The 21,602-nt window shown below is 65.7% G+C and carries 5 protein-coding genes; 3 read left to right on the forward strand and 2 right to left on the reverse strand.

Annotated elements, in window-relative coordinates; translation table 11 throughout:
• From AC3B5Q_RS08375 to AC3B5Q_RS08385, 3 genes are all read left to right on the forward strand, one after another.
• On the forward strand, positions 1-10,299 hold the full coding sequence (locus tag AC3B5Q_RS08375; protein WP_488392969.1) for a non-ribosomal peptide synthetase: 10,299 nt from the start codon (positions 1-3) through the stop codon (positions 10,297-10,299).
• Entirely contained in the window at positions 10,296-13,472 is a 3,177-nt protein-coding gene (locus tag AC3B5Q_RS08380; RefSeq protein WP_488392970.1) for a non-ribosomal peptide synthetase, read from the forward strand. The genes AC3B5Q_RS08375 and AC3B5Q_RS08380 overlap by 4 nt, the downstream gene beginning before the upstream one ends.
• 307 nt (positions 13,473-13,779) lie before the next feature.
• Entirely contained in the window at positions 13,780-16,272 is a 2,493-nt protein-coding gene (locus AC3B5Q_RS08385; RefSeq protein WP_101196448.1) for a TonB-dependent siderophore receptor, read from the forward strand.
• Between the two features lie 57 nt (positions 16,273-16,329).
• On the opposite strand, the gene pvdO is transcribed toward AC3B5Q_RS08385, so the two are convergent.
• The gene (gene pvdO, locus AC3B5Q_RS08390) at positions 16,330-17,208 is read right to left on the reverse strand and encodes a dihydropyoverdine dehydrogenase (protein ID WP_021785466.1); all 879 of its coding nucleotides are present in this window, start codon (positions 17,206-17,208) and stop codon (positions 16,330-16,332) included.
• 37 nt (positions 17,209-17,245) lie between these two features.
• Positions 17,246-21,493: a non-ribosomal peptide synthetase gene (locus tag AC3B5Q_RS08395; protein ID WP_488392971.1), complete on the reverse strand. Its 4,248-nt coding sequence runs from the start codon at positions 21,491-21,493 to the stop codon at positions 17,246-17,248.
• Positions 21,494-21,602 lie beyond the last annotated feature (109 nt).

Genomic DNA, 21,602 nt, shown 5'->3' on the forward strand with positions numbered 1-21,602 from the left:
GTGCAAAAGTTAATCGAATCGGTAGCAACACTGTCGGCAAAGCAACGCAAGGCGCTGGCAGTGCTGCTCAAGCAGCAAGGTGTCGATCTGTACAGCGTGGCACCTGTTTTTCGACGCGATCCGACCGAGCCGCTTTCGCTGTCCTTCGCCCAGGAGCGGCAGCTGTTTCTTTGGCACCTTGAGCCAGACAGTGCCGCCTATCACCTGCCCACTGCGCTGAACCTGCGCGGCGCACTGGACCTGGCTGCCCTGCAGCAAAGCTTCGATGCGCTGGTGGCGCGCCACGAGTCGCTGCGCACCACCTTCGCCACTGACGGTGAGCGCACCACGCCAGTGATCCATGCCCCCGCGCCGGTGAGCATTGCCAGGCACACCCTGGCCCTGGCGCCCGGCGAGGACCGGGCGGCACGGCTGCGCACCTGTATCACCGAAGAAATCCGCCAGCCGTTCGACCTGGCCCAGGGCCCGCTGCTGAGAGCCAGCCTGCTGTGCCTGGGGCCGGACGATCATGTGTTGCTGATTACCCAGCACCACATTGTCTCGGATGGCTGGTCGCTGGCGTTGATGGTGCAGGAACTGGTGCACCTGTATCGCGCGTACAGCAGCGGCCAGCCTGCCAGCCTGCCGGCGTTGCCGATCCAGTACGCCGACTATGCCGTCTGGCAGCGCCAATGGATGGATGGCGGCGAACGGCAGCGCCAGCTGGCCTACTGGACTGCCCAGCTGGGCGGTGAACAGCCTGTGCTGGCGTTGCCCAGCGACCGCCCGCGGCCGTTGCACAGCAGCTACCGTGGCGCCCGCATCGACCTGCCACTGAGCCCGGCACTGGCCGATGGCCTGCGGCAACTGGCGCGGCGCGAAGGGGTGACCCTGTTCATGCTGTTGCTGGCGACCTTCCAGTGCCTGTTGCACCGCTATAGCGGGCAGTCGGACATCCGCGTCGGCGTGCCGGTCGCCAACCGCACGCGCAAGGAAACCGAAGGCCTGATCGGCTTCTTCGTCAATACCCAGGTGCACAAGGCCGACATTGATACGCACCAACCGTTCGCCCGCCTGTTGCAGCAGGTCAAGGCCACTGCGCTGGAGGCCCAGGCGCACCAGGACTTGCCCTTCGAGCAGTTGGTGGATGCACTGCAGGTCGAACGGAGCCTGAACCGCAGCCCGTTGTTCCAGGTCATGTTCAACCACCGCAGCGCCGAGCGCCGGCTGCCAGGGGCCACACAGCTGCCAGGCCTGAGCGTGGAAGTGCTGGCGTGGGAAGAAGTGAACGCCCAGTTCGACCTGACCCTGGACACGGTCGAGACCGCGGATGGCCTGTGGGCATCGCTGACCTACGCCACCGACCTGTTCGACGCACCAAGTGTCGAGCGCATGGGGCAACATTGGCAGCACCTGCTGCACAGTGTGGTAGCCCAGCCGCAACAGCCGGTGGGCGAGTTGCCGATGCTGAGCCCGCAGCAGGCGCAAGCGGTACTGCACGACCTTAACGACACCGCCACCGACTACCCCGGCGACTGGCGCGTGCACCAGCTGTTCGAGGCGCAGGCGCGTCGCCAGCCGGACGCCACGGCACTGCTGTTCGGCGACCAGCGCATGAGCTATCGGGCGTTGAGTGAGCTGTCCAGCCAGTGGGCGCACAAGCTGATCGAACAGGGTGTCGGCCCGGAAAGCCTGATGGGTATTGCCGCCGAGCGTTCGCTGGAAATGGTCGTTGGCCTATTGGCGATCCTTAAAGCTGGCGCCGCCTATGTACCGCTGGACCCGGACTACCCGGCCGAGCGGCTGGCCTACATGTTCGAAGACAGCGGCATCGAACTGCTGCTGACCCAGGCGCACTTGCGCGAGCAGTTGCCGGCGTTTGCCGGGCAGGTCCTTTTGCTGGACCAGCCCGGCGAACTGGGCGGGTACTCGCGGCAGGTGCCGGCGTGCCGGCTGCACCCGGAGAACCTGGCCTACGTCATCTACACCTCCGGCTCGACCGGGCGGCCGAAAGGCGCCGGCAACCGCCACCTGGCGTTGTACAACCGGCTGGCGTGGATGCAGCAGGCGTATGCGCTGGGCAGTGCCGACACGGTGTTGCAGAAGACGCCGTTCAGTTTTGACGTGTCGGTGTGGGAATTCTTCTGGCCGCTGATGACCGGTGCGCGGCTGGCCCTGGCGGCACCGGGCGAGCACCGCGAGCCGGAGCGGCTGATCGACACCATCGAGCGCCACCAGGTGACCACCTTGCATTTCGTGCCGTCGATGCTGCAGGTGTTCGTCCGCGAGCCGGGCCTGCAGCGCTGCCACAGCGTGCGGCAGGTGATCTGCAGCGGCGAGGCGCTGGCGGTGGACACCCAGCAGCAGGTGTTCAGCCACCTGCCCGGTGCCCGCCTGCACAACCTGTACGGGCCGACCGAGGCAGCGATCGACGTCACCCACTGGACCTGTGTCGACGAAGGGCGTGACAGCGTGCCGATCGGCCGGCCGATCGCCAACCTGTACACGCACATCCTTGGCCCGGCGTTCGAAGCCCTGCCGCAGGTGGCCATGGGCGAGCTGATGCTCGGTGGCCAGGGCCTGGCGCGTGGTTACCATCGTCGCCCGTCGCTGACGGCCGAGCGTTTCGTGCCCGACCCGTTCGGCAGCCACGGCCAGCGGCTGTACCGCACCGGCGACCTGGCGCGCTACCGCGACAGCGGGGTGATCGAGTATTGCGGGCGTATCGACCACCAGGTGAAGGTGCGCGGGCTGCGTATCGAACTGGGTGAAATCGAGGCGCGGGTGCTGGAGCACCCGCAGGTGCGCGAGGCGGTGGTGCTGGCCCAGGACAGCGGGCATGGCCAGCAGCTGGTGGCCTACGTGCTGGCCGAGGAGCAGGGCATGGCGGTGGACGCCGCCGCACTGCGTGACAGCCTTCGCGAACAGCTCAAGGGCAGCCTGCCGGACTACATGGTGCCGACGCACATCCTGCAGGTGCAGGCCTGGCCGGTGACGGCCAACGGCAAGCTCGACCGCAAGGCCCTGCCCAAGCCCGACAACAGCGCCCTGCAGCAGGCATACAGTGCACCGCAAGGCCCGCTGGAACAGCAGATCGCGGCGATCTGGCAGGACCTGCTGAAGCTGGAGCGGGTCGGCCGCAGCGACAACTTCTTCACCCTCGGTGGCGACTCGATCGTTTCGATCCAGGTGGTCAGCCGCGCCCGCCAGGCGGGCATCCGCTTCACCACCAAGGACCTGTTCCAGCACCAGACGGTACAAGACCTGGCCGCAGTCGCCGAGGTGGGGTGTACGGTACAGGCCGACCAGCGCCCCTTGCACGGGCCCACACCGCTGCTGGCGGTGCAGCATGCCTTCTTCGACACAGCCATTGCCGAACGCCAGCAGTGGAACCAGTCGGTGCTGTTCCGCCCGTTGCAGGCGCTTGAAGCACAGGCGCTGGAGCAGGCGCTGCAGGCCCTGGTCACGCACCACGACAGCCTGCGCCTGAGCTTTGTCGAGGTTGATGGGCAATGGCAGGCCAGCTACCGGCCTGCCGGGCCGGTACAGCCACCTTTGCTATGGTGCGCGACACTGGCCAATGCCGGTGAGCTAAAGGCATTGGGCACCGAGGCCCAGCGCAGCCTCAACCTGGCCGATGGGCCGATGCTGCGCGCGGTGCTGGCAACCTTGGCGGACGGCAGTCAGCGCCTGTTGCTGGCGATCCACCATCTGGTCGTCGATGGGGTGTCCTGGCGTATTCTGCTGGAGGACTTGCACCGGGCCTACCAACAATGTGCGGCCGGGCAGGCGCCACAGTTGCCCGCCAAGACCAGTGCCTTCAGGGCCTGGGCCGAACAGTTGCAGGCCTACGCCGCCAGCGACACGTTGCAGGCCGAACTGGGCTATTGGCAGGCGCAGTTGCGCCATGCCAGCGGCAGCCTGCCGCAGGACAACAGCGCTGGTGCCCTGAGTAACCGGTACGCCCGCACGGTCTACAGCCACCTGGACGGGGCCCTGACCCGACAGCTGTTGCAGCAGGCACCGGCCGCTTACCGCACCCAGGTCAACGACCTGCTGCTGACTGCGCTTGCGCGGGTAATCTGCCGCTGGAGCGGCGAACCCTCGACGCTGATCGAACTGGAAGGGCACGGGCGCGAAGCGCTGTTCGACAACCTCGACCTGGGCCGCACGGTCGGCTGGTTCACCAGCCTGTTCCCGCTGCGGCTGAGCCCGGCGGCAACGCTGGATGGGTCGATCAAGCAGGTCAAGGAACAACTGCGCGCCGTGCCCGAAAAGGGCATTGGCTATGGTGTGCTGCGCTACCTGGCGGACGCTGCCAGCCGTGAGTGCCTGTGTGCCTTGCCGGTGCCGCGCATCACCTTCAACTATCTGGGCCAGCTGGATGGCCACCTGGCAACCGATGAGCAGGCGCTGCTGGTACCCTGCGCAGACCCCAAAGGCGATGAGCAGAGCCTGGACGCGCCATTGGGTAACTGGCTGACGCTCAATGGCCAGGTCTATGCCGGTGAGCTGAGCCTGGGCTGGACCTTCAGCAGCGACATGTTCGAAGTCGCCACCGTACAGCGCCTGGCCGATGAGTACAGCCAGGAGCTGCGTACCCTGGTCGAGCACTGCTGCCAGCGCGAACACGCTGGCATGACCCCTTCGGACTTTCCGTTGGCTGGTCTGACCCAGGCCCAGCTCGACAGCCTGGCGCTGCCGCCAGCGATGATCGAGGACATCTTCCCGCTTTCGCCCATGCAGCAGGGCATGATGTTCCATACGCTGCTGCAGCAGGGCGGGGATTACATCAACCAGATGCGGGTTGATGTGACTGGCGTGGATCCCGAGCGCTTCCGTGCTGCGTGGCAAGCGGCAGTCGACTGCCATGACCTGCTGCGTGGCAGCTTCATCTGGGGTGAGCTGGCCAGCCCGTTGCAGATCATTCAGCGCGAGGCGCAATTGCCGTTCGCGGTGCATGACTGGCGTGGCCGTGACGACCTTGCCGATGCGCTGGAGGCGTTCGCTGCTGCAGACCGCGCGGCCGGCTTCGACCTGGTCCGGCCGCCGCTGTTGCGCCTGACCCTGATTCGCCTGGACGCGCAGCGTTATCACCTGATCTACACCAGCCACCACATCCTGATGGACGGCTGGAGCAATACCCGGCTGCTGGGCGAGGTGCTGCAGCGGTACCACGGCAGCGTGCCGGAGCAAGGGCCGGGGCGCTTCCGTGACTACATTGCCTGGTTGCAGCGCCAGGATGGCGCAGCCGGCCAGGCGTTCTGGACCCGCCAGTTGCAAGACCTGGATGCACCCACATTGCTGGCCCGGGCCACGGACTGGGCAGCCGGTAGTGAAGGGCAGGGGCAGGTCGAGCGGGTACAGCAACTGGATGCCCGGCAGACCGCCCGCCTGGACGCCTTTGCCCGTGAGCGCAGGGTCACCGTCAATACCGTGGTGCAAGCGGCCTGGCTGCTGGTGCTGCAGCGCTATACCGGCCAGACCTGCGTCGCCTTTGGTGCGACCACGGCTGGGCGGCCGGCCGAACTCAAGGGCATCGAGCAACAGATCGGCCTGTTCATCAATACCTTGCCGGTCATTGCCAGCCCACGCCCGGAGCAAGCGCTGGGTGACTGGCTGGACACCGTGCAGGCGCTGAACATCGCCCTGCGTGAGTACGATCACACGCCATTGTTCGATATCCAGCGCTGGGCCGGGCAGGGCGGCGAAGCGCTGTTCGACAGCATCCTGGTGTTCGAGAACTACCCGGTGTCCGAAGCGCTGCAGGCCGATACCACCAGCAGCCTGGTGTTTGGTGAGGTGGCGAACCACGAACAGACCAACTACCCGCTGACGCTGGTGGTTAACCTGGGTACGCACCTGTCGCTGCAGTTGAAAGTCGATCGGGCACGGTTCAGTGCCCGGTTGGCCGAGCAACTTGGCGAGCACCTGTTGCAGGTGTTGCAGCAGATGCTTGAGAGCGGCGCCGAAACAGCGTTGGGCGAGTTGCCGATGCTGAGCCCGCAGCAGGCGCAAGCGGTACTGCACGACCTTAACGACACTGCCACCGACTACCCCGGCGACTGGCGCGTGCACCAGCTGTTCGAGGCGCAGGCGCGTCGTCAGCCAGACACCACGGCACTGCTGTTCGGCGACCAGCGCATGAGCTACCGGGCATTGAGTGAGCTGTCCAGCCAGTGGGCGCACAAGCTGATCGAACAGGGTGTCGGCCCGGAAAGCCTGGTGGGTATCGCCGCCGAGCGCTCGCTGGAAATGGTCGTTGGCCTGCTGGCGATCCTCAAGGCCGGCGCCGCCTATGTACCGCTGGACCCGGACTACCCGGCCGAGCGGCTGGCCTACATGTTCGAAGACAGCGGCATCGAGCTGCTGCTGACCCAGGCGCACTTGCGCGATCAGCTGCCGGCGTTTGCCGGGCAGGTGCTGCTGCTGGACCAGCCCGGCGAGCTGGGCGGTTATTCGCAGCAGGTGCCGGCGTGCCGGCTGCACCCGGAGAACCTGGCCTACGTCATCTACACCTCCGGCTCGACCGGGCGGCCGAAAGGCGCCGGCAACCGCCACCTGGCGTTGTACAACCGGCTGGCGTGGATGCAGCAGGCGTATGCGTTGGGCAGTGCCGACACGGTGTTGCAGAAGACGCCGTTCAGTTTTGACGTGTCGGTGTGGGAATTCTTCTGGCCGCTGATGACCGGTGCGCGGCTGGCCCTGGCGGCACCGGGCGAGCACCGCGAGCCGGAGCGGCTGATCGACACCATCGAGCGCCACCAGGTCACCACCTTGCATTTCGTGCCGTCGATGCTGCAGGTGTTCGTCCGCGAGCCGGGCCTGCAGCGCTGCCACAGCGTGCGGCAGGTGATCTGCAGCGGCGAGGCGCTGGCGGTGGACACCCAGCAGCAGGTGTTCAGCCACTTGCCCGGTGCCCGCCTGCACAACCTGTACGGGCCGACCGAGGCAGCGATCGACGTCACCCACTGGACCTGTGTCGACGAAGGGCGTGACAGCGTGCCGATCGGCCGGCCGATCGCCAACCTGTACACGCACATCCTTGGCCCGGCGTTCGAAGCCCTGCCGCAGGTAGCCATGGGCGAGCTGATGCTGGGTGGCCAGGGCCTGGCGCGTGGTTACCATCGTCGCCCGTCGCTGACGGCCGAGCGTTTCGTGCCCGACCCGTTCGGCAGCCACGGCCAGCGGCTGTACCGCACCGGGGATTTGGCGCGCTACCGCGACAGCGGGGTGATCGAGTACTGCGGGCGTATCGACCATCAGGTGAAGGTGCGCGGGCTGCGTATCGAACTGGGTGAAATCGAGGCGCGGGTGCTGGAGCACCCGCAGGTGCGCGAGGCGGTGGTGCTGGCCCAGGACAGCGGGCATGGCCAGCAGCTGGTGGCCTACGTGCTGGCCGAAGAGCAGGGCATGGCGGTGGACGCCGCCGCACTGCGTGACAGCCTTCGCGAGCAGCTCAAGGGCAGCCTGCCGGACTACATGGTGCCGACGCACATCCTGCAGGTGCAGGCCTGGCCGGTGACCGCCAACGGCAAACTCGACCGCAAGGCTTTGCCCAAGCCCGACAACAGCGCCCTGCAGCAGGCCTACCGGGCACCGCAAACCCCGCTCGAGCAGCACGTTGCGGGTATCTGGCAGGAGGTGCTCGGCCTTGAGCGGGTGGGCCTTGGCGACCACTTCTTCGAGCTGGGTGGTCACTCGTTGCTGGCCACCCAGGCGGTATCGCGGATGCGCAAGCTGCCGGGTATGCAAGTGACTTTGCGTGACCTGTTCGATCACCCGGTGCTGGAGCGCCTGCTGGCAGCGCTCGGCGGCGCAGGCAAGGCTGCGACCGCGCACGGTGTCGAGCTATTGGCCCATGGTAAAAAAGCCACCGCGCCATTGTCGTTGATGCAGCGGCGCTTGTGGGTTGCCGAGCAATTGTCCGGGGGCAGCGCTGCCTACGGCATGCCATTGGCCCTGCGCCTGCAAGGGCCGCTGCAGGTCGAGGTGTTGCGCAACAGCCTGAACGCGCTGGCGCAGCGACATGAAGTGTTGCGTACGGGCTACGTGCAGGACGACGAGGGTGATCCGCTGGCGCAGATTGCTGACCAGATCGAGGTGGATATCGCCCTCGACGATTGGTCCGGGTTCAGCTACCAGGAACAGCAACGGTGCATCGCCGAAGCCACCCTGGCCAACGCCAGCACCCCGATTGCACTGGAGCATGCACCGTTGTTGCGCTGCCGTCTGGCACGCCTGGCAGACCAGGAGCATGTGCTGTTCTTCGCCATGCACCACATCATCTCCGACGGCTGGTCGATGGGCGTGCTGGTCCGCGACCTGGTTGAAATCTACCGTCACAGCGCCCCAGGGCAGACCCACCTTCTGGCGCCGTTACCGCTGCAGTATTCAGACTTCGCCTTGTGGCAGCAGGCCCTCGAGCAGGCGGGTGAGCTGCAGCGCCAGGCAAGCTACTGGCAACAGGCCTTGGCGGGCCATGCCGGCCGCCTTGACCTGCCACTGGAACAGCCGCGCAGCGAGCAGGGCTCCCATGCCGGCGGTGCGGTGGACTTCAGCCTGTCGCCAACATTGACCGATGCGCTTGGCCAGTTCGCGGCCAAGGCCGGGGTGACCCTGTACAGCACGCTGCTGGCGGCGTTCCAGTGGTTGATGCACCAGACCAGCGGTGCCCATGACGTACTGGTCGGGGCCGACACCGCAGGCCGGCAGCACAGCGAACTGGAAGGCCTGATCGGCTTCTTCGTCAATGTGTTGCCGCTGCGTTCCAGGGTGAGTGATGGGCTGGCCTTCGGTGACTTCGTGCAGGGCACCCAGCGCACCTTGCTCGCGGCCCTGGAGCATCAGGACCTGCCGTTCGACATGATCGTCGAGGCCCATGGCGCCCCGCGGGTGCGCGGCATGAACCCGCTGGTGCAGGTGCTGTTCGTGATGAACGACCTGCCCGTACGCAGCGAAGCCCTGGCCGATATTACCGTGCAGGCGCTGCCCGCCCCGGCGCTGTATTCGAAGTTCGACATGGCCCTGTTCATCGAACAGGAGGCCGGGCAGCTCAGTGGCAACTGGCAGTTTGCGACAACGCTTTTCAGGCAAGAGCATATCCAGCGACTCGTCAGCGCATGGATCGCGATGCTCGAACAGATCGTCAGTGTTCAGGATATGAGGTGGCAAGCGATGAACGTTCCATTACAGGGTGGCGGCCTGGCTGGCAGCACACCGGTAAGCGCCCCGGCCAGCAAGGCCGACAAGCTGGGCAAATTCCTCAAGCGCTCTGCCGGCGCCACTGCAGCTGCACCGCCACGGGCTGCGGTGCGCGAGTCGTTGCTGGTGCCAGGCCAGTCGTTCCCGTTGCTCGTCGAGCCTGGCGACGCATCGATCGACCTGATCGAGTGGGTGCGCAACAACCGGCCGCTGGTCGAGCGCAAGCTGGGCGAGCATGCAGGCATCCTGTTCCGCGGCTTTGCCCTGGAGGGTATCCAGGGGTTCGAAGCATTCGCCGAAGCAGTCCAGCCGGGGCTTTATGGCCAATACGGTGACCTGCCGAAGAAGGAGGGGGGCAGGAATACCTACCGCTCCACGCCGTACCCGGAAAACAAAATGATCTTGTTCCATAACGAGAGTGCGCACCAAGACAGCTGGCCGCGCAAGCAGATGTTCTATTGCGAGCAGCCTTCGCCGGTCGGCGGTGCCACGCCGGTGGTCGACTGCCGCCTGATGTACGAAAAGCTGCCGCAGGCACTGCGGCAAACCCTCGAGGACAAAGGACTGCTGTATGTGCGCACGTTCGCCGACAAGCTCGACGTGCCATGGCAGCATTTCTTCCGCACCGATGACCGCGCCGAGGTCGAGGCCCGTTGCCGTGCCGCTGGCATCGAATGGCGCTGGCTGGACAACGACGAGTTGCAGACCCGTACCCGTTGCCCGGCGATCATCACGCACCCGATCACCGGCGCACGCTCGTTCTTCAACCAGGTGCAGTTGCACCACATCTATTGGCTGGAGCCGGATGCGCGTGAAGACCTGCTGGCCATGTTCGGCCTGGAGCGCATGCCACGGCATGTGTACTTCGGCGATGGTTCGCCGATCCCCGACCAGGACATGCAACTGATCGGCGAGCTGTATGAAGCCTGTGCCGTGCGGTTCCAATGGCAGAAAGGCGACGTGATCCTGGTCGACAACATGCTGGCGGCGCATGCCCGTGACCCGTACGAGGGGCCGCGCAAGATCGTCGTGGCGATGGGCGACATGTTCGACCGGGCAGCGCTGGAGGCGGCTGCGGCCATGCAGGTGATGGCGACCGAGGAGGCCGAGGAATGAACAGTTACGTAGACCAGGCCGACGACATCGGTTTTGCCCTGACCGTCGACCAGCAACACTGGCTCGATGCCTTGCCCGCTTGCCCGGACTGGTCACAGGCCGCGACGCTGCTGAAGATCAGCGTTCAGGGCCAGCCGGACCCGGCGCGCCTGAGCCAGGCGCTTGAGCGCTTGGTCGAGCGCCACCCGATATTGGCCGGGCGCCTGGGCACTGCCTCGGGATACCGCGGCATGCGCCAGTTCATCGGCGCCCGGCGGCCAGCCCTGACGCTGGCAGTGCAGGCCGAGGCAGATGCGCCGGCACTGCTCGAGCCTTGGCTGCGGCAGCGCTTCGAAATCGACCAGCTGCCAGCCGCCCAGGCGTTGCTGGTACCGGCCGCCGAAGCCGGGCAGTGGCATTTATGGCTGGGGGTGGCGGGCTTTGCCTGCGACGAGGCGGGCATGGCCATGCTGTACCGTGACCTGACGGCGTTGTATGACACGCCAGCCGGGCCGGATGAAGACCTGCCTGAAGCTTTCGGGCAGTATCTGGAGTGGCGTGCCGAAGTGGCCCAGGATGAGGATGCAGCGGCAGCCCGTGGCTACTGGCAAGGGCACCTGATGCCAACGGAGCAGGGCATGAGCGCGCCTTGGCCAGCCTATCGCCAGGACCAGCCAGCGACACACCAGGCACACCATCAGGTGAATCTGCCGCTGGCCTTGCAGGGGCAGTTGCAACGCTTGGCCGACGCCCGTAAGGCCAGCCTGGACACGCTGCTGCAGGCGGCCTGGTGGGGCTTGCTGGGCCGGCTTGGCGACAGCAACCGGTTGTTGGGCGCATGGCAGCACGATGCGCGACAGGATTATGACTACTTCGCGAACAGTGCGGGGGCGTTCAGCAAGCTATTGCCGTTGTGCCTGCAGTGGGCTGACGAAACCCGTTTCGGCGAGCACCTTGCAGCACTCGGCGCCGCGCTGGAGCAGCATGTGGCGTGGCAGGAGTACTGGGTACCGGAATGGGTGCCCACAGCCGTGCCGACCGTGGCGTTTTCCACTACTCCGGCGCTCGCGCCGCAGGTTGCCGGCGGGCTGTGCTGGCAGGGCGAGCTACTGGCGCCACGCCTGCCGGCGGGCATTGAGCTGCAGCTGCGCATTTGCCCAGCGGCGGGTGCTGACCAACCGATTACCGTGAGCCTGGATTACCTGGCCGGGCGCTACAGTGCGCGCGGCATGCAAGGCCTGCTGGAGCAGTACATCGAGTTGCTGCGCAGCATCGTCCAGGCGCCGGACCGCCCGCTGCGGCAGTTGAACCTGCTGGGTGAAGCCGAGCGCCAGCGCCTGCTGTCGATCAACCCCGCACCGCAGCCACTGGGCGCGACGTCATTGGCGGCGCAGATCAGCCAGTGGGCAATCGACACCCCCGACGCGCTGGCGCTGATTGCAGATGACGCGGGGCTGAGTTACGCCCAACTGGAGCTGACAGTGCAGCGCCTGGCGCTGGCGCTGCAGCAGGCTGGCGTGCAACCCGGGGCGGTGCTGGCACTGGCACTGCCGCGCTCGCTGGACTGGGTCGTGGCGATGTTGGCCTGTTGGCGCGTCGGCGCGGCTTACCTGGCGCTGGAGCCGCACTGGCCCGTTGCCCGGCAGGTGCGCCTGATGACACAGGCCGGGGCCACGCAGGTGCTGGTCGAACCGGCAGCGGTGGCCAGCCTGCGTGAGCAGGGCGTGGAAGCGCTGAGCCTCGACAGCCTGTACCCGCTGGCGGTTGACACTGCACGGCTGCAACCGCACGCCGCCAGCGCCAGCGATGCCGCCTATGTCCTGTTCACCTCGGGCTCGACAGGCACCCCCAAAGGCGTGGTGGTCGAGCACCGGCAACTGCTGAACTACACCGCAGGCGTGTGCCACACGCTGGCGCTGGAGGACTGTCGTCACTTCGCCTTCGGCTCGACCGTGTCGGCCGACCTTGGCCATACCACGCTGTTCGCTGCCTTGTATGTGGGCGCGACACTGCACGTGGCCGCCGACGAGGTGATGAAGGATGCCGAACTGTTTGCTGCGTACCTCGAGCAGCAGGCAATCGACTGCCTGAAGATCGTGCCATCGCACCTGAGCGCGCTGCTGGAGTCGAGGGCACCGGCAGTACCGGCCACCGTCATTCTGGGGGGGGAAGCCCCGAGCGCGGCGTTGCTGCAGCGCCTGTTGCAGATACGTCCGGACTGCAAGCTGTTCAACCATTACGGCCCGACCGAAACCACGGTCGGGGTCATGGTGCACCCGGTACGGGCGGTGCCGACTGGCACCCTCGGGTTGTCGCAGGTGTTGCCCAATAACCAGGTCTATGTGCTGGATCAACACTTGCAGTTGGCGGTCACCGGCATGCTGGGCGAACTGTATGTCGGTGGGCAGCAGGTGTGTCGCGGCTACCTGCAAGCCGTGCAGAGTGACCAGCCGGCTTTCGTCGAGAGCCCGTTCGTGGCAGGCGAACGGCTTTACCGCACCGGCGACCTGGCGCGCTATCGCCCGGACGGTGCTATCGAGCTGCAAGGCCGGCGCGACCATCAGGTGAAGATACGCGGCTTCCGCATCGAGCTGGCGGAGATCGAGGCACAGCTGTCGGGCGCACCGCAGGTGGTCGAGGCGGCGGTGTTGTGTGATGGAGAAGCGCTGAGCGCGTATGTCAGCTTGCGCGACGAGGCCACGGCGGCTGCCCTGGACGCGGTCCGCGAGTACCTTGGCCAGCAACTGCCGGCGGTGATGCTGCCGCGTACCCTGCAGGCATTGCCGCGGTTGCCGCGCCTGGGCAACGGCAAGCTCGACCGGCCAGCGTTGCGGCAGATGGGCAATGAACCTGCGGCGGGTCTGCTGGCCCCGCGTGATGCACTGGAAACCGTGATTGCGCAGCGCATGGCGCAACTGCTGGGGCTGGAGCAAGTGGGCATCGAGCTGGACTTTTTTGCACTGGGCGGACATTCGCTGCTGGTCATCAAGCTGGCGGCCGGTATCCGCAAGTCGCTGCAGTGCGACATCAATCCGGGTGTCATTTTCGACCACCCGACGGTTGCTACCCTTGCCCAGGCGCTGCGCGAGCGCGAAGCCAACCCTGGCCAGTTGCTCAAATTGGCCCAGGCTCGTCTGCGGCTCGACAGCATGAGCCCTGAAGAAAAAGCCCGGCTGCTGGAAAAGAGCCGCTAAGCCTCACCACGCCCAGGGGCGGGCAACCCGCCCCTGAGGTCTTTTGCATTACCTCCCCGTACTGCCGTGCCGATTGCGTGGAAGGATGCCGGCGAGATACTAATGCAAAAAATTCTCATTCTGGATTTTCCAGGGTGATGCGTCTTATGTAGGAGCGCGCTGAAAGCCACACGTGGCAAGCCGTTTTGACTTGCGTGTCAGGCGTCTGTCGCGGGATCTGCCCGGGGGAGGATGGGCAGCTCGGCCGTTTGGAGGCCGTTGGCGGGCGCGGGACGATTTCATTACCCGATATAAATAGAGAAATACCATGCCAGCAGGATTTTTCGAGTTCAAACCATTGGCCAAGGCGCTTTGCATGTCCCGCTCGATCAGCGCCCGCTCATCCCGGGCGTTGCTCGGTAAAGGGGTGCTGGGCGCCGCATTGATGCTGCCCATGGCCGCCCAGGTCTGGGCTCAGGGGGTCAACTTCGACATCGCTGCCCAGTCGCTGCCCAACGCCTTGCGTGCGCTTGGTGAGCAGGCCGATGTGCAGTTCATCTACAACGCCTCGGAAATGGCCGACCTGCGTGGCAACGAAGTGCGTGGCAGCTACACCGTCGACGCGGCAGTGGCCAAGCTGTTGCGCGGCTTGCCGGTCAGCTACAGCCTGGAGGGCGATACCCTGACCCTGGTGCGGCGTGAGCGCGCTGCGTCCTCGGCGCTGGAACTGGGCGCCACCAACATCACGGGCAACACGTTGGGCGTGACCACCGAAGGCAGCAACTCGTATACCACCGGTGGCGTCACCATCGGCAAGAGCGAACACAAGCTCAAGGATATTCCGCAGAGCGTGTCGGTGATGACCCGCAAGCGCATGGATGACCAGAACATCACCGACTTGCCGACGCTGTTGGCCAACGCGCCGGGCATGACCTTCGCCAAAAGCCCGGGCACCGGCGGCTTTATCACCTCCCGCGGTTTTGAAATCGATTCGCTGCAGTACGATGGCGTGCCCATGACCCGTGGCATCTATGCGCTGGGCAGCTACCTGACCGAACCGACGGCATTCTATGACCGTGTCGAACTGCTGCGTGGCGGCGCTGCGCTGCTGCAGGGGGCCAACAGCCCCGGTGGCGCGATCAACTTCGTGCGCAAGCGCGGCCAGGCCAAGCCGACGGTCACCCTGACCGCCCAGGCCGGTTCCTGGGACCACTATGCCACTCAGGTTGACGTTGGCGGCCCGCTGAACGAGGCGGGTAACATCCGTGGGCGTGCCGTGGTCGACTACGATACGCGCAACTCTTTCATCGACTATGTGGGCGGCTGGGAACAGAAGGTCTACGGTGCGCTGGACTTCGACCTGTCTGAAGACACCACCCTCGGTGTCGGCATCAGCGATCGCAAGACGCGTTTCACGCCCATGGTCGCCGGTTTGCCGCGCTTCAGTGATGGCCGGGACGTAGGCTTGTCGCGCTCGACCTTTACCGGCTCCGACTGGAACCGCGGCATGACCGAGCAGTTGGCGTTGTATGTCGACCTCGAGCACCGCTTCAACGACCACTGGAAGTTCAAGACCGCGGCGGTGGCGATCAACGAGCGCAACGAAATGACCTACGCCTACGTGGTAGCGCCGACCGGCCTGGCCAACGATGGGTCCGGTTTGTTCGACTGGCGCTACGCCACCGATTTCAACTCCCACAGCCGCGGCCTGGACATGTTCGTCGATGGCGACTTCAACGGTTTTGGCTTCGACCAGGAAGTGGTCTTCGGCGGTAACTATTCTCGCTTTACCAGCGACAACACCATGGCGGTGGTGCGCAGCGCCGGGGCGAACATTTTCGATCTCGACAACCACTTGCCCTTCGAGAACTACGACAGCCTGGCGGCCCGTGGCACGCGTACCGACAGCCAGTACAAGATCGTGCAGAAAGGTATCTACGGTACCTGGCGCGTCAAGCTGACCGACCCGCTGACCTTGATCCTGGGCGGGCGTACCAGCTGGTACTCCTATGATTACGATTCCCAGGTCTATCAGGCCGGCGTCCATCAATACGACAGTCCGGCCTCCAAGGCCAACAACGGTGTTGTCACCCCCTACGCGGGCCTGGTTTACGAATTGACGCCGCAATGGTCGGCCTACGCCAGCTATGCCGACGTCTTCATCCCGCAGAGTGCCATTGGCGTGGGTGGTTCCACGATCGAGCCGATCACAGGTAGCAACTACGAGCTGGGCTTGAAGGGCGAGCTCAACGACGGCCAGGTCAATACCAGCGTCGCGCTGTTCCGCTATGACCATGAAAACCGCGCGGTGCCGATTCTGAACACCGAATCGTTGTGTGGCGGCTCCAACTGCGCGGCAGCGTCCGGCAAAGTGCGTAGCCAGGGCCTTGAGGCCGAGATCAACGGTGAGGTGCTGCCAGGCCTGCAAGCGTCGGCCAGTTACGTCTACAACACCACCAAGTACCTCAAGGACAACACGAACGAGGGCAAGATCTTCTCCACCTGGACGCCGAAACACTCGGTGAAGGTGTGGACGGACTACACCCTACCTGGTGACTTCAGCCGCTTTAGTGTCGGCGGCGGTTTCAACAGCCAGAGCAGTACCGTTGCCTTTGATCGCAAGTTCGATTCGCCCGGCTTCACCATTTGGAATGCGCGCCTTGGTTACAAGGTCAGCGACGAAGTCAGCCTGGCGGTCAACTTCAACAACATCTTCGACAAGGTCTACTACATTCCGTCGTATGCGGCCGTCACTGCCAACAACTATTACGGCGACCCTCGCAACTTCATGTTCTCGGTCAAATACACCCCGCAGTTCTGAACCTGGGGCCACGCAGGCCATCTTGGCGGGTACCCCGCCCAGATGGCCTGCGCCAGGTCACAGCTCCCGCGCTACACGAAAGCCCAGGAAGTCGCCACGTACCGTGCGTTCGCGATCATTGCGATTGCCCGAACGCGAGAAGATCGGCGCTTCACCCCAGTCATTACCGCGCATGTGCGCCGCCTGGCAAAGCCCGCCGTCGGCCTCCATCCAGGCACTGCCATCGCTGGGCGCGCCGACGTAGTCCTTGTGGTAGCAGTCGGCGACCCATTCATACACGTTACCGTGCATGTCATAGACGCCAAAGGCATTGGGCGGGTAGCTGCCAACCGGTGAGGTATAGCTGTAGCCGTCCTTGGGGCCGTAGGTATTGGCATGCTTGCTGATCTGGTAATCGCCTTCTTCGTCGAACGGGAACGGGAACGGCCCGGTGGAGCCGGCCCGTGCCGCGTACTCGCGTTCGGCCTCGCTGAGCATGCGGTAAGTGTGGCCGGTCTTTTTGCTTAGCCACTGCGCATAGGCCTGCACTTCGTAGTAATCGACGCACACTGCCGGCTGGCGCGGCCCTTGCGGGTAGCGAGGCTTGCTGGCCTGGCACAGGCGCCCTGGGCGTTTATCACCGTCCTTGATGACCACGCCGGTTTCCTTGATATAGGCATCCAGCTCGCCGGCGGTGACCTGGAAGCGGCTGATGGCGAAGGGTTTGGCGAAGGTCACGGTATGTTGCGGGCCTTCGTCGGGCTGCTTGCCCGGCTCGTCATCCGGCGTGCCCATGACGAAACTGCCCGCAGGCAGCACGACCATTTCCGGGCAGCCGGCCTTGCAATCCTGGAAGACCTCGCCCGGGGTCTTGCCGGCAGCCTGGGCGAGTAGCGGGCAGGCCGCCATGGCCAGGGCAAGGGCCAGGCCGGTGACGGTGTAGGGGGCGCACTTCATGGCGAACGTTTCCTTTTTGGCAGGTGTGACGGGGTATTCAGGGTGCCGGGCAGCTACGGCCAAACGCCTCGATGAACGAGTCGATCAGGGGCTGCTCCAGCATCATGGTTTCGTGTGGGTAGGGTGAGTGCAGCGAAACGTCCAGCTCACCCCCTGCGCAGAACTGGCGGATGACCTGCTCGGCGGCGTGAATGTGTGCTGCGCTCTTGTGCACCTGCGACCACCAGCAGCTGGGCTTGACCCTGAGCGGAGTGAGGGTGAAATCGGCGAAACTCGCTTCCAGCTGGTCGTGAATGTCGAACGCCTGGGCATTCATGATCTGGGCCTTGGCACTGGCCAGCACGCCCTGGACATCGATGCCAGCGTCAGCCAGGTGCGCCGTGGCCCACTGGTAGAACGCCTTGATGTCCTGAGTAGGGTTGGCGTGCAGCTGCTCGGTGGCGGCCTGCCTGGCCTGCGGGAACAACAGCCCGAACAGCTCGACGGTGTCTTGCAGTTCGCGCTGGCCCGGTGCATCGCTGTGGCGGGCTGGGCGAGGGGTGTGATGGGGGAACGCGGCGCGGCTCAACTGCGCCTCGGGCAGGGTGCTATCGACCAGCCCCAGGAATGCGACCTCGCAGCCGGCCTGTTCCAGCTGCCGGGCGATGTCCCAGGCAATGCTGCCGCCCAGCGACCAGCCCATCAGGCGGTACGGCCCGGACGGTTGTGCCTGGCGGATCTGTGCGGTGTAGTCGGCGATCATTGCTTGCCAGCCCTGCTGTTCGGCCGGCGCCGGGCTGCCGCCCCGGTGCTGCACGCCGTAGACGCAAGCCTGCTGCTCCAGGCAGCGGGCCAGCGGCTGATAGCTGAAGACCATGCCGCCGCTGGGGTGGATACAGAACAATGTAGGCAGCGGTGCGCCCGGGCGGTTGAGGGGAACGATGCACGGGCTCGTACGTGCATGCTCACGGCCCAGATGTGCGGCCAGCATGTCGATGCGGGGGTAGGCGAGCAGGTCCTGAATGCGCACTGCCAGGCCCAGTTCCTGCTTGATGCTGGCCAGCAGCTGGATAGCCAGCAACGAGTGGCCACCCAGTTCGAAGAAGTGATCGTCGCGGCTGATACGTTCGACGTTGAGCGCGGTTTGCCACAACGTGGCCAAGGCCTGTTCAAGCGTGCCTTGGGGAGCGTTGTAGGCTTGCTGCAACAGGCTGGCATCGGCCTTGGGCAGGGCCTTGCGGTCGAGCTTGCCGTTGGCTGTCAGCGGCCACCGGTCGAGCAGCAACAGGTGCGCCGGGACCATGTAGTCCGGCAGCGCCTCCTTCAGCTGTTCGCGCAACTGCGCGCGCAGCCCGGCGTGCTGCTCCAGCGCTACCTCGGCAGCGGGTATCAGGTAGGCCACCAGCTGCTGGCCGGTCGCGCCTTCCTGGGCCAGCACCAGGGCCTCGCGCACCTGCGGCTGGGCCTGCAGGCGGGCTTCGATCTCGCCCAGCTCGATGCGGAAGCCGCGGATCTTCACCTGGTGGTCGATGCGCCCGGCGTATTCGATCACCCCGTCGGCGTGGTAGCGCGCCAGGTCACCGGTGCGGTACAGGCGCCCGCCAGGGGCACCGAACGGGTCCGGCACGAAGCGCGTGGCGCTCAGTTCGCTGCGCTTGAGGTAGCCGCGTGCCAGGCCGGCGCGGCCCACGTACAGCTCGCCGATGCAGCCTTTGGCTACCGGGTTCAGGTCGCCGTCGAGCACATACCAGGACAGGTCGGGGATCGGCATGCCCATCGGGCTGCTGGCCGCCTTGCCCAGGTCAGCCAGCGACAGCGGCCGGTAGCTGACATGCACGGTGGTTTCGGTGATGCCGTACATGTTCACCAGCTGCGGCTGGCGGTCGCCGAAGTGTTCGAACCACGGTGCCAGGCTGTTGACGTCCAGCGCCTCGCCGCCGAACACCACGCTGCGCAGTGCCAGCGGCCGCTGCGGCTCGGCCGTGGTGGCCACCGCCATCAGTTGCTTGAACGCCGACGGGGTCTGGTTCAGCACCGTGACCTGTTCATCGGCCAGCAACTGGTAGAAGGCCTCGGGCGAGCGGCTGGTGTGCTGCGGCACGATCACCAGGCGCCCGCCATGCAGCAGGGCGCCGAAAATCTCCCACACTGAGAAGTCGAAGGCATAGGAGTGGAACAGGCTCCACACGTCGTCGCTGCCGAAGCGGAAGTCGGCGTCGGTGGCCGTGAACAGGCGCAGCACGTTGCGCTGCGGCAGCAGCACCCCCTTGGGCTTGCCGGTGGAGCCGGAGGTGTAGATCACGTAGGCGAGGTTGTCCGGGCTGACCGTGACCGGTGAGCAGGCCAGCGGGTCGGCCTGGCTGCAGTCATCGTTGCTTTCCAGGCTGAGCACGCGCACGCCTGCCGGCACTGGCAGGCTGGCCAGCACCTGGGGCTGGGCCAGCAGGCGCTGCAGGCCGCTGTCTTCGATCATGTAGGCCAAACGGTCGGCCGGGTAGGCCGGGTCCAGCGGCACGTAGGCACCGCCAGCCTTGAGGATGGCGAAGATGCCGACGACCATGTCCAGCGAGCGCTCGGCAGCCAGGCCGACCAGCACGTCGGGCCCGACCCCGTCGTCGACCAGGCGCCGGGCCAGGGCGTTGGCGCGCTGGTTGAGCTGGGCATAGCTCAGGGCCTGGCCCTCGCAGGTGACGGCAATGGCATCGGGCGTACGCTGCACCTGGGCCTCGATGCGGCTGTGCAGGGCCTGGTCGGCCGGGTGCTCGGCGGGGGCCGGGTTCCACTGGGCGAAGGTGATCTGCTGTTCCTGTGCGCCCAGCATGTCGAGCTCGCCCAGCCGTTGCTCGGGCCCCCGGGCCATGGCCAGCAGCAGGTTCTGCCAGTGCCGGGCCATGCGTTGCACGGTGGCGTGGCTGAACTGGCTGCAGTCGTATTCCAGGCTGAAGCCAAGGCCATCGGCTGCGTATTCAAGGTCGATGCCGATCAGGCATTTGGCCTGGGCGCTGGCGGTATCGAGGAAGTCCAGCTGCAGGGGGCCCAGGGCCAGCGGGCCGCTGGCAGTCCCGGCCACGCGCCAGTTGAACAGCGCCTGGAACAACTGGGTGGGTAGCACCTGGCCGTTGTGCTGCAGCGTCTCCAGGTACAGCTCCATCGGGTAGTCGCTGTGGCTCAGGGCCGCAATAGACTGCTCCCGCAGGTTTTGCAGCAGGGTCTGCACGGATTGCTGCGGGTCGAGTTCGGCGCGGTAGATCTGGGTGCTGACGAAGAACCCTACCAGCTGCTGGGTTTCGCTGCGGTTGCGCCCGGCGCTGGGCACGCCGAGGGTGAATTGCCGCTGGCCGCTGTAGCGGCCCAGCAGCACCTGCCAGGCGGCCAGGGCGATGACGAAGGGTTGCACGCCCTGCTGCCGGCTGAGCTGCAGCAGGGCCTGGAACACCTCGGCGTCCAGTTGCAGGCCATGGTAGCGCGCACTGGTGCCCTCAGGCGGCGCGCCAGCGCAGCGCGGGTCGAGGTCACCCGGCAACATCAACGGCTGCAGTTCGTCACCCAGCCGGGTATGCCAGTAGCGGGCAGACGCTTGGCACGCATCGCTTTGCAGGTAAGCCTGGCGTTGCCAGATGGCGTAATCGGCATACTGGATGGCGGGCCGTTGCAGCTTGCAGGCTCCCTGGGCGGCTGCCTGCGAATAGGCGCCCAGCAGGTCCTGCAGCAGGATCGGATTGGACCAGGCGTCTGAAACGATGTGGTGCATGTTCAGCAGCAACACATGCTCGTCTCCTTGTACTTTCACCAGCCGGGCCCGGATCAGGGGCGCCTTGCCGAGGTCGAACGGTGCCAGCGCATCCGCTTCGATGAGCCGCTGCAATGCATGAGGGCGTTGCGTGTCGGGCATGGCGGTCAGGTCTTCGCAGGGCATTTCGAGGCGTGCGTCGGCTTCGACGAACTGCTGCGGTATGCCCTCGACCTCGGCGAACCTGCTGCGCAGGATGTCATGGCGGTCGACCACCGCCTGCAAGGCCATGGCCAAGTGCTGGCCATGCAGTTCACCCTTCAGTGACAGTGCCCGTGGCAGGTTGTACGCCGCGCTCTGCGGGTTGAACTGCTGCAGGTACCACAGGCGCTGCTGGGCGAATGAGAGGGGGGCTGGCCCGGCGCGCTCGCGTGGTGCTATCCGGTCGGGTTCGGACGGCTCATCCTGGAGGAGGGCGAGCAAGGCGTCGTCCAGCAAGTCTTCAGCGAGCGAGTCGGCATCCAGTGATTCGTGCATGGCGGTCCCTGTGGCAGTCGAGTCGAAGGACAGCAGCATGGGGGCCGGCCTCGCCGGGGAATGGCCGCTGTCCTCTGGAGAGGTGTATGGCCAGTAAACGAGCCGCCGCACGGCAAATTTACCGGCAGGCGCAGGGGCGGGGCGGGTG

This window comes from Pseudomonas sp. D5(2026), assembly GCF_057766845.1.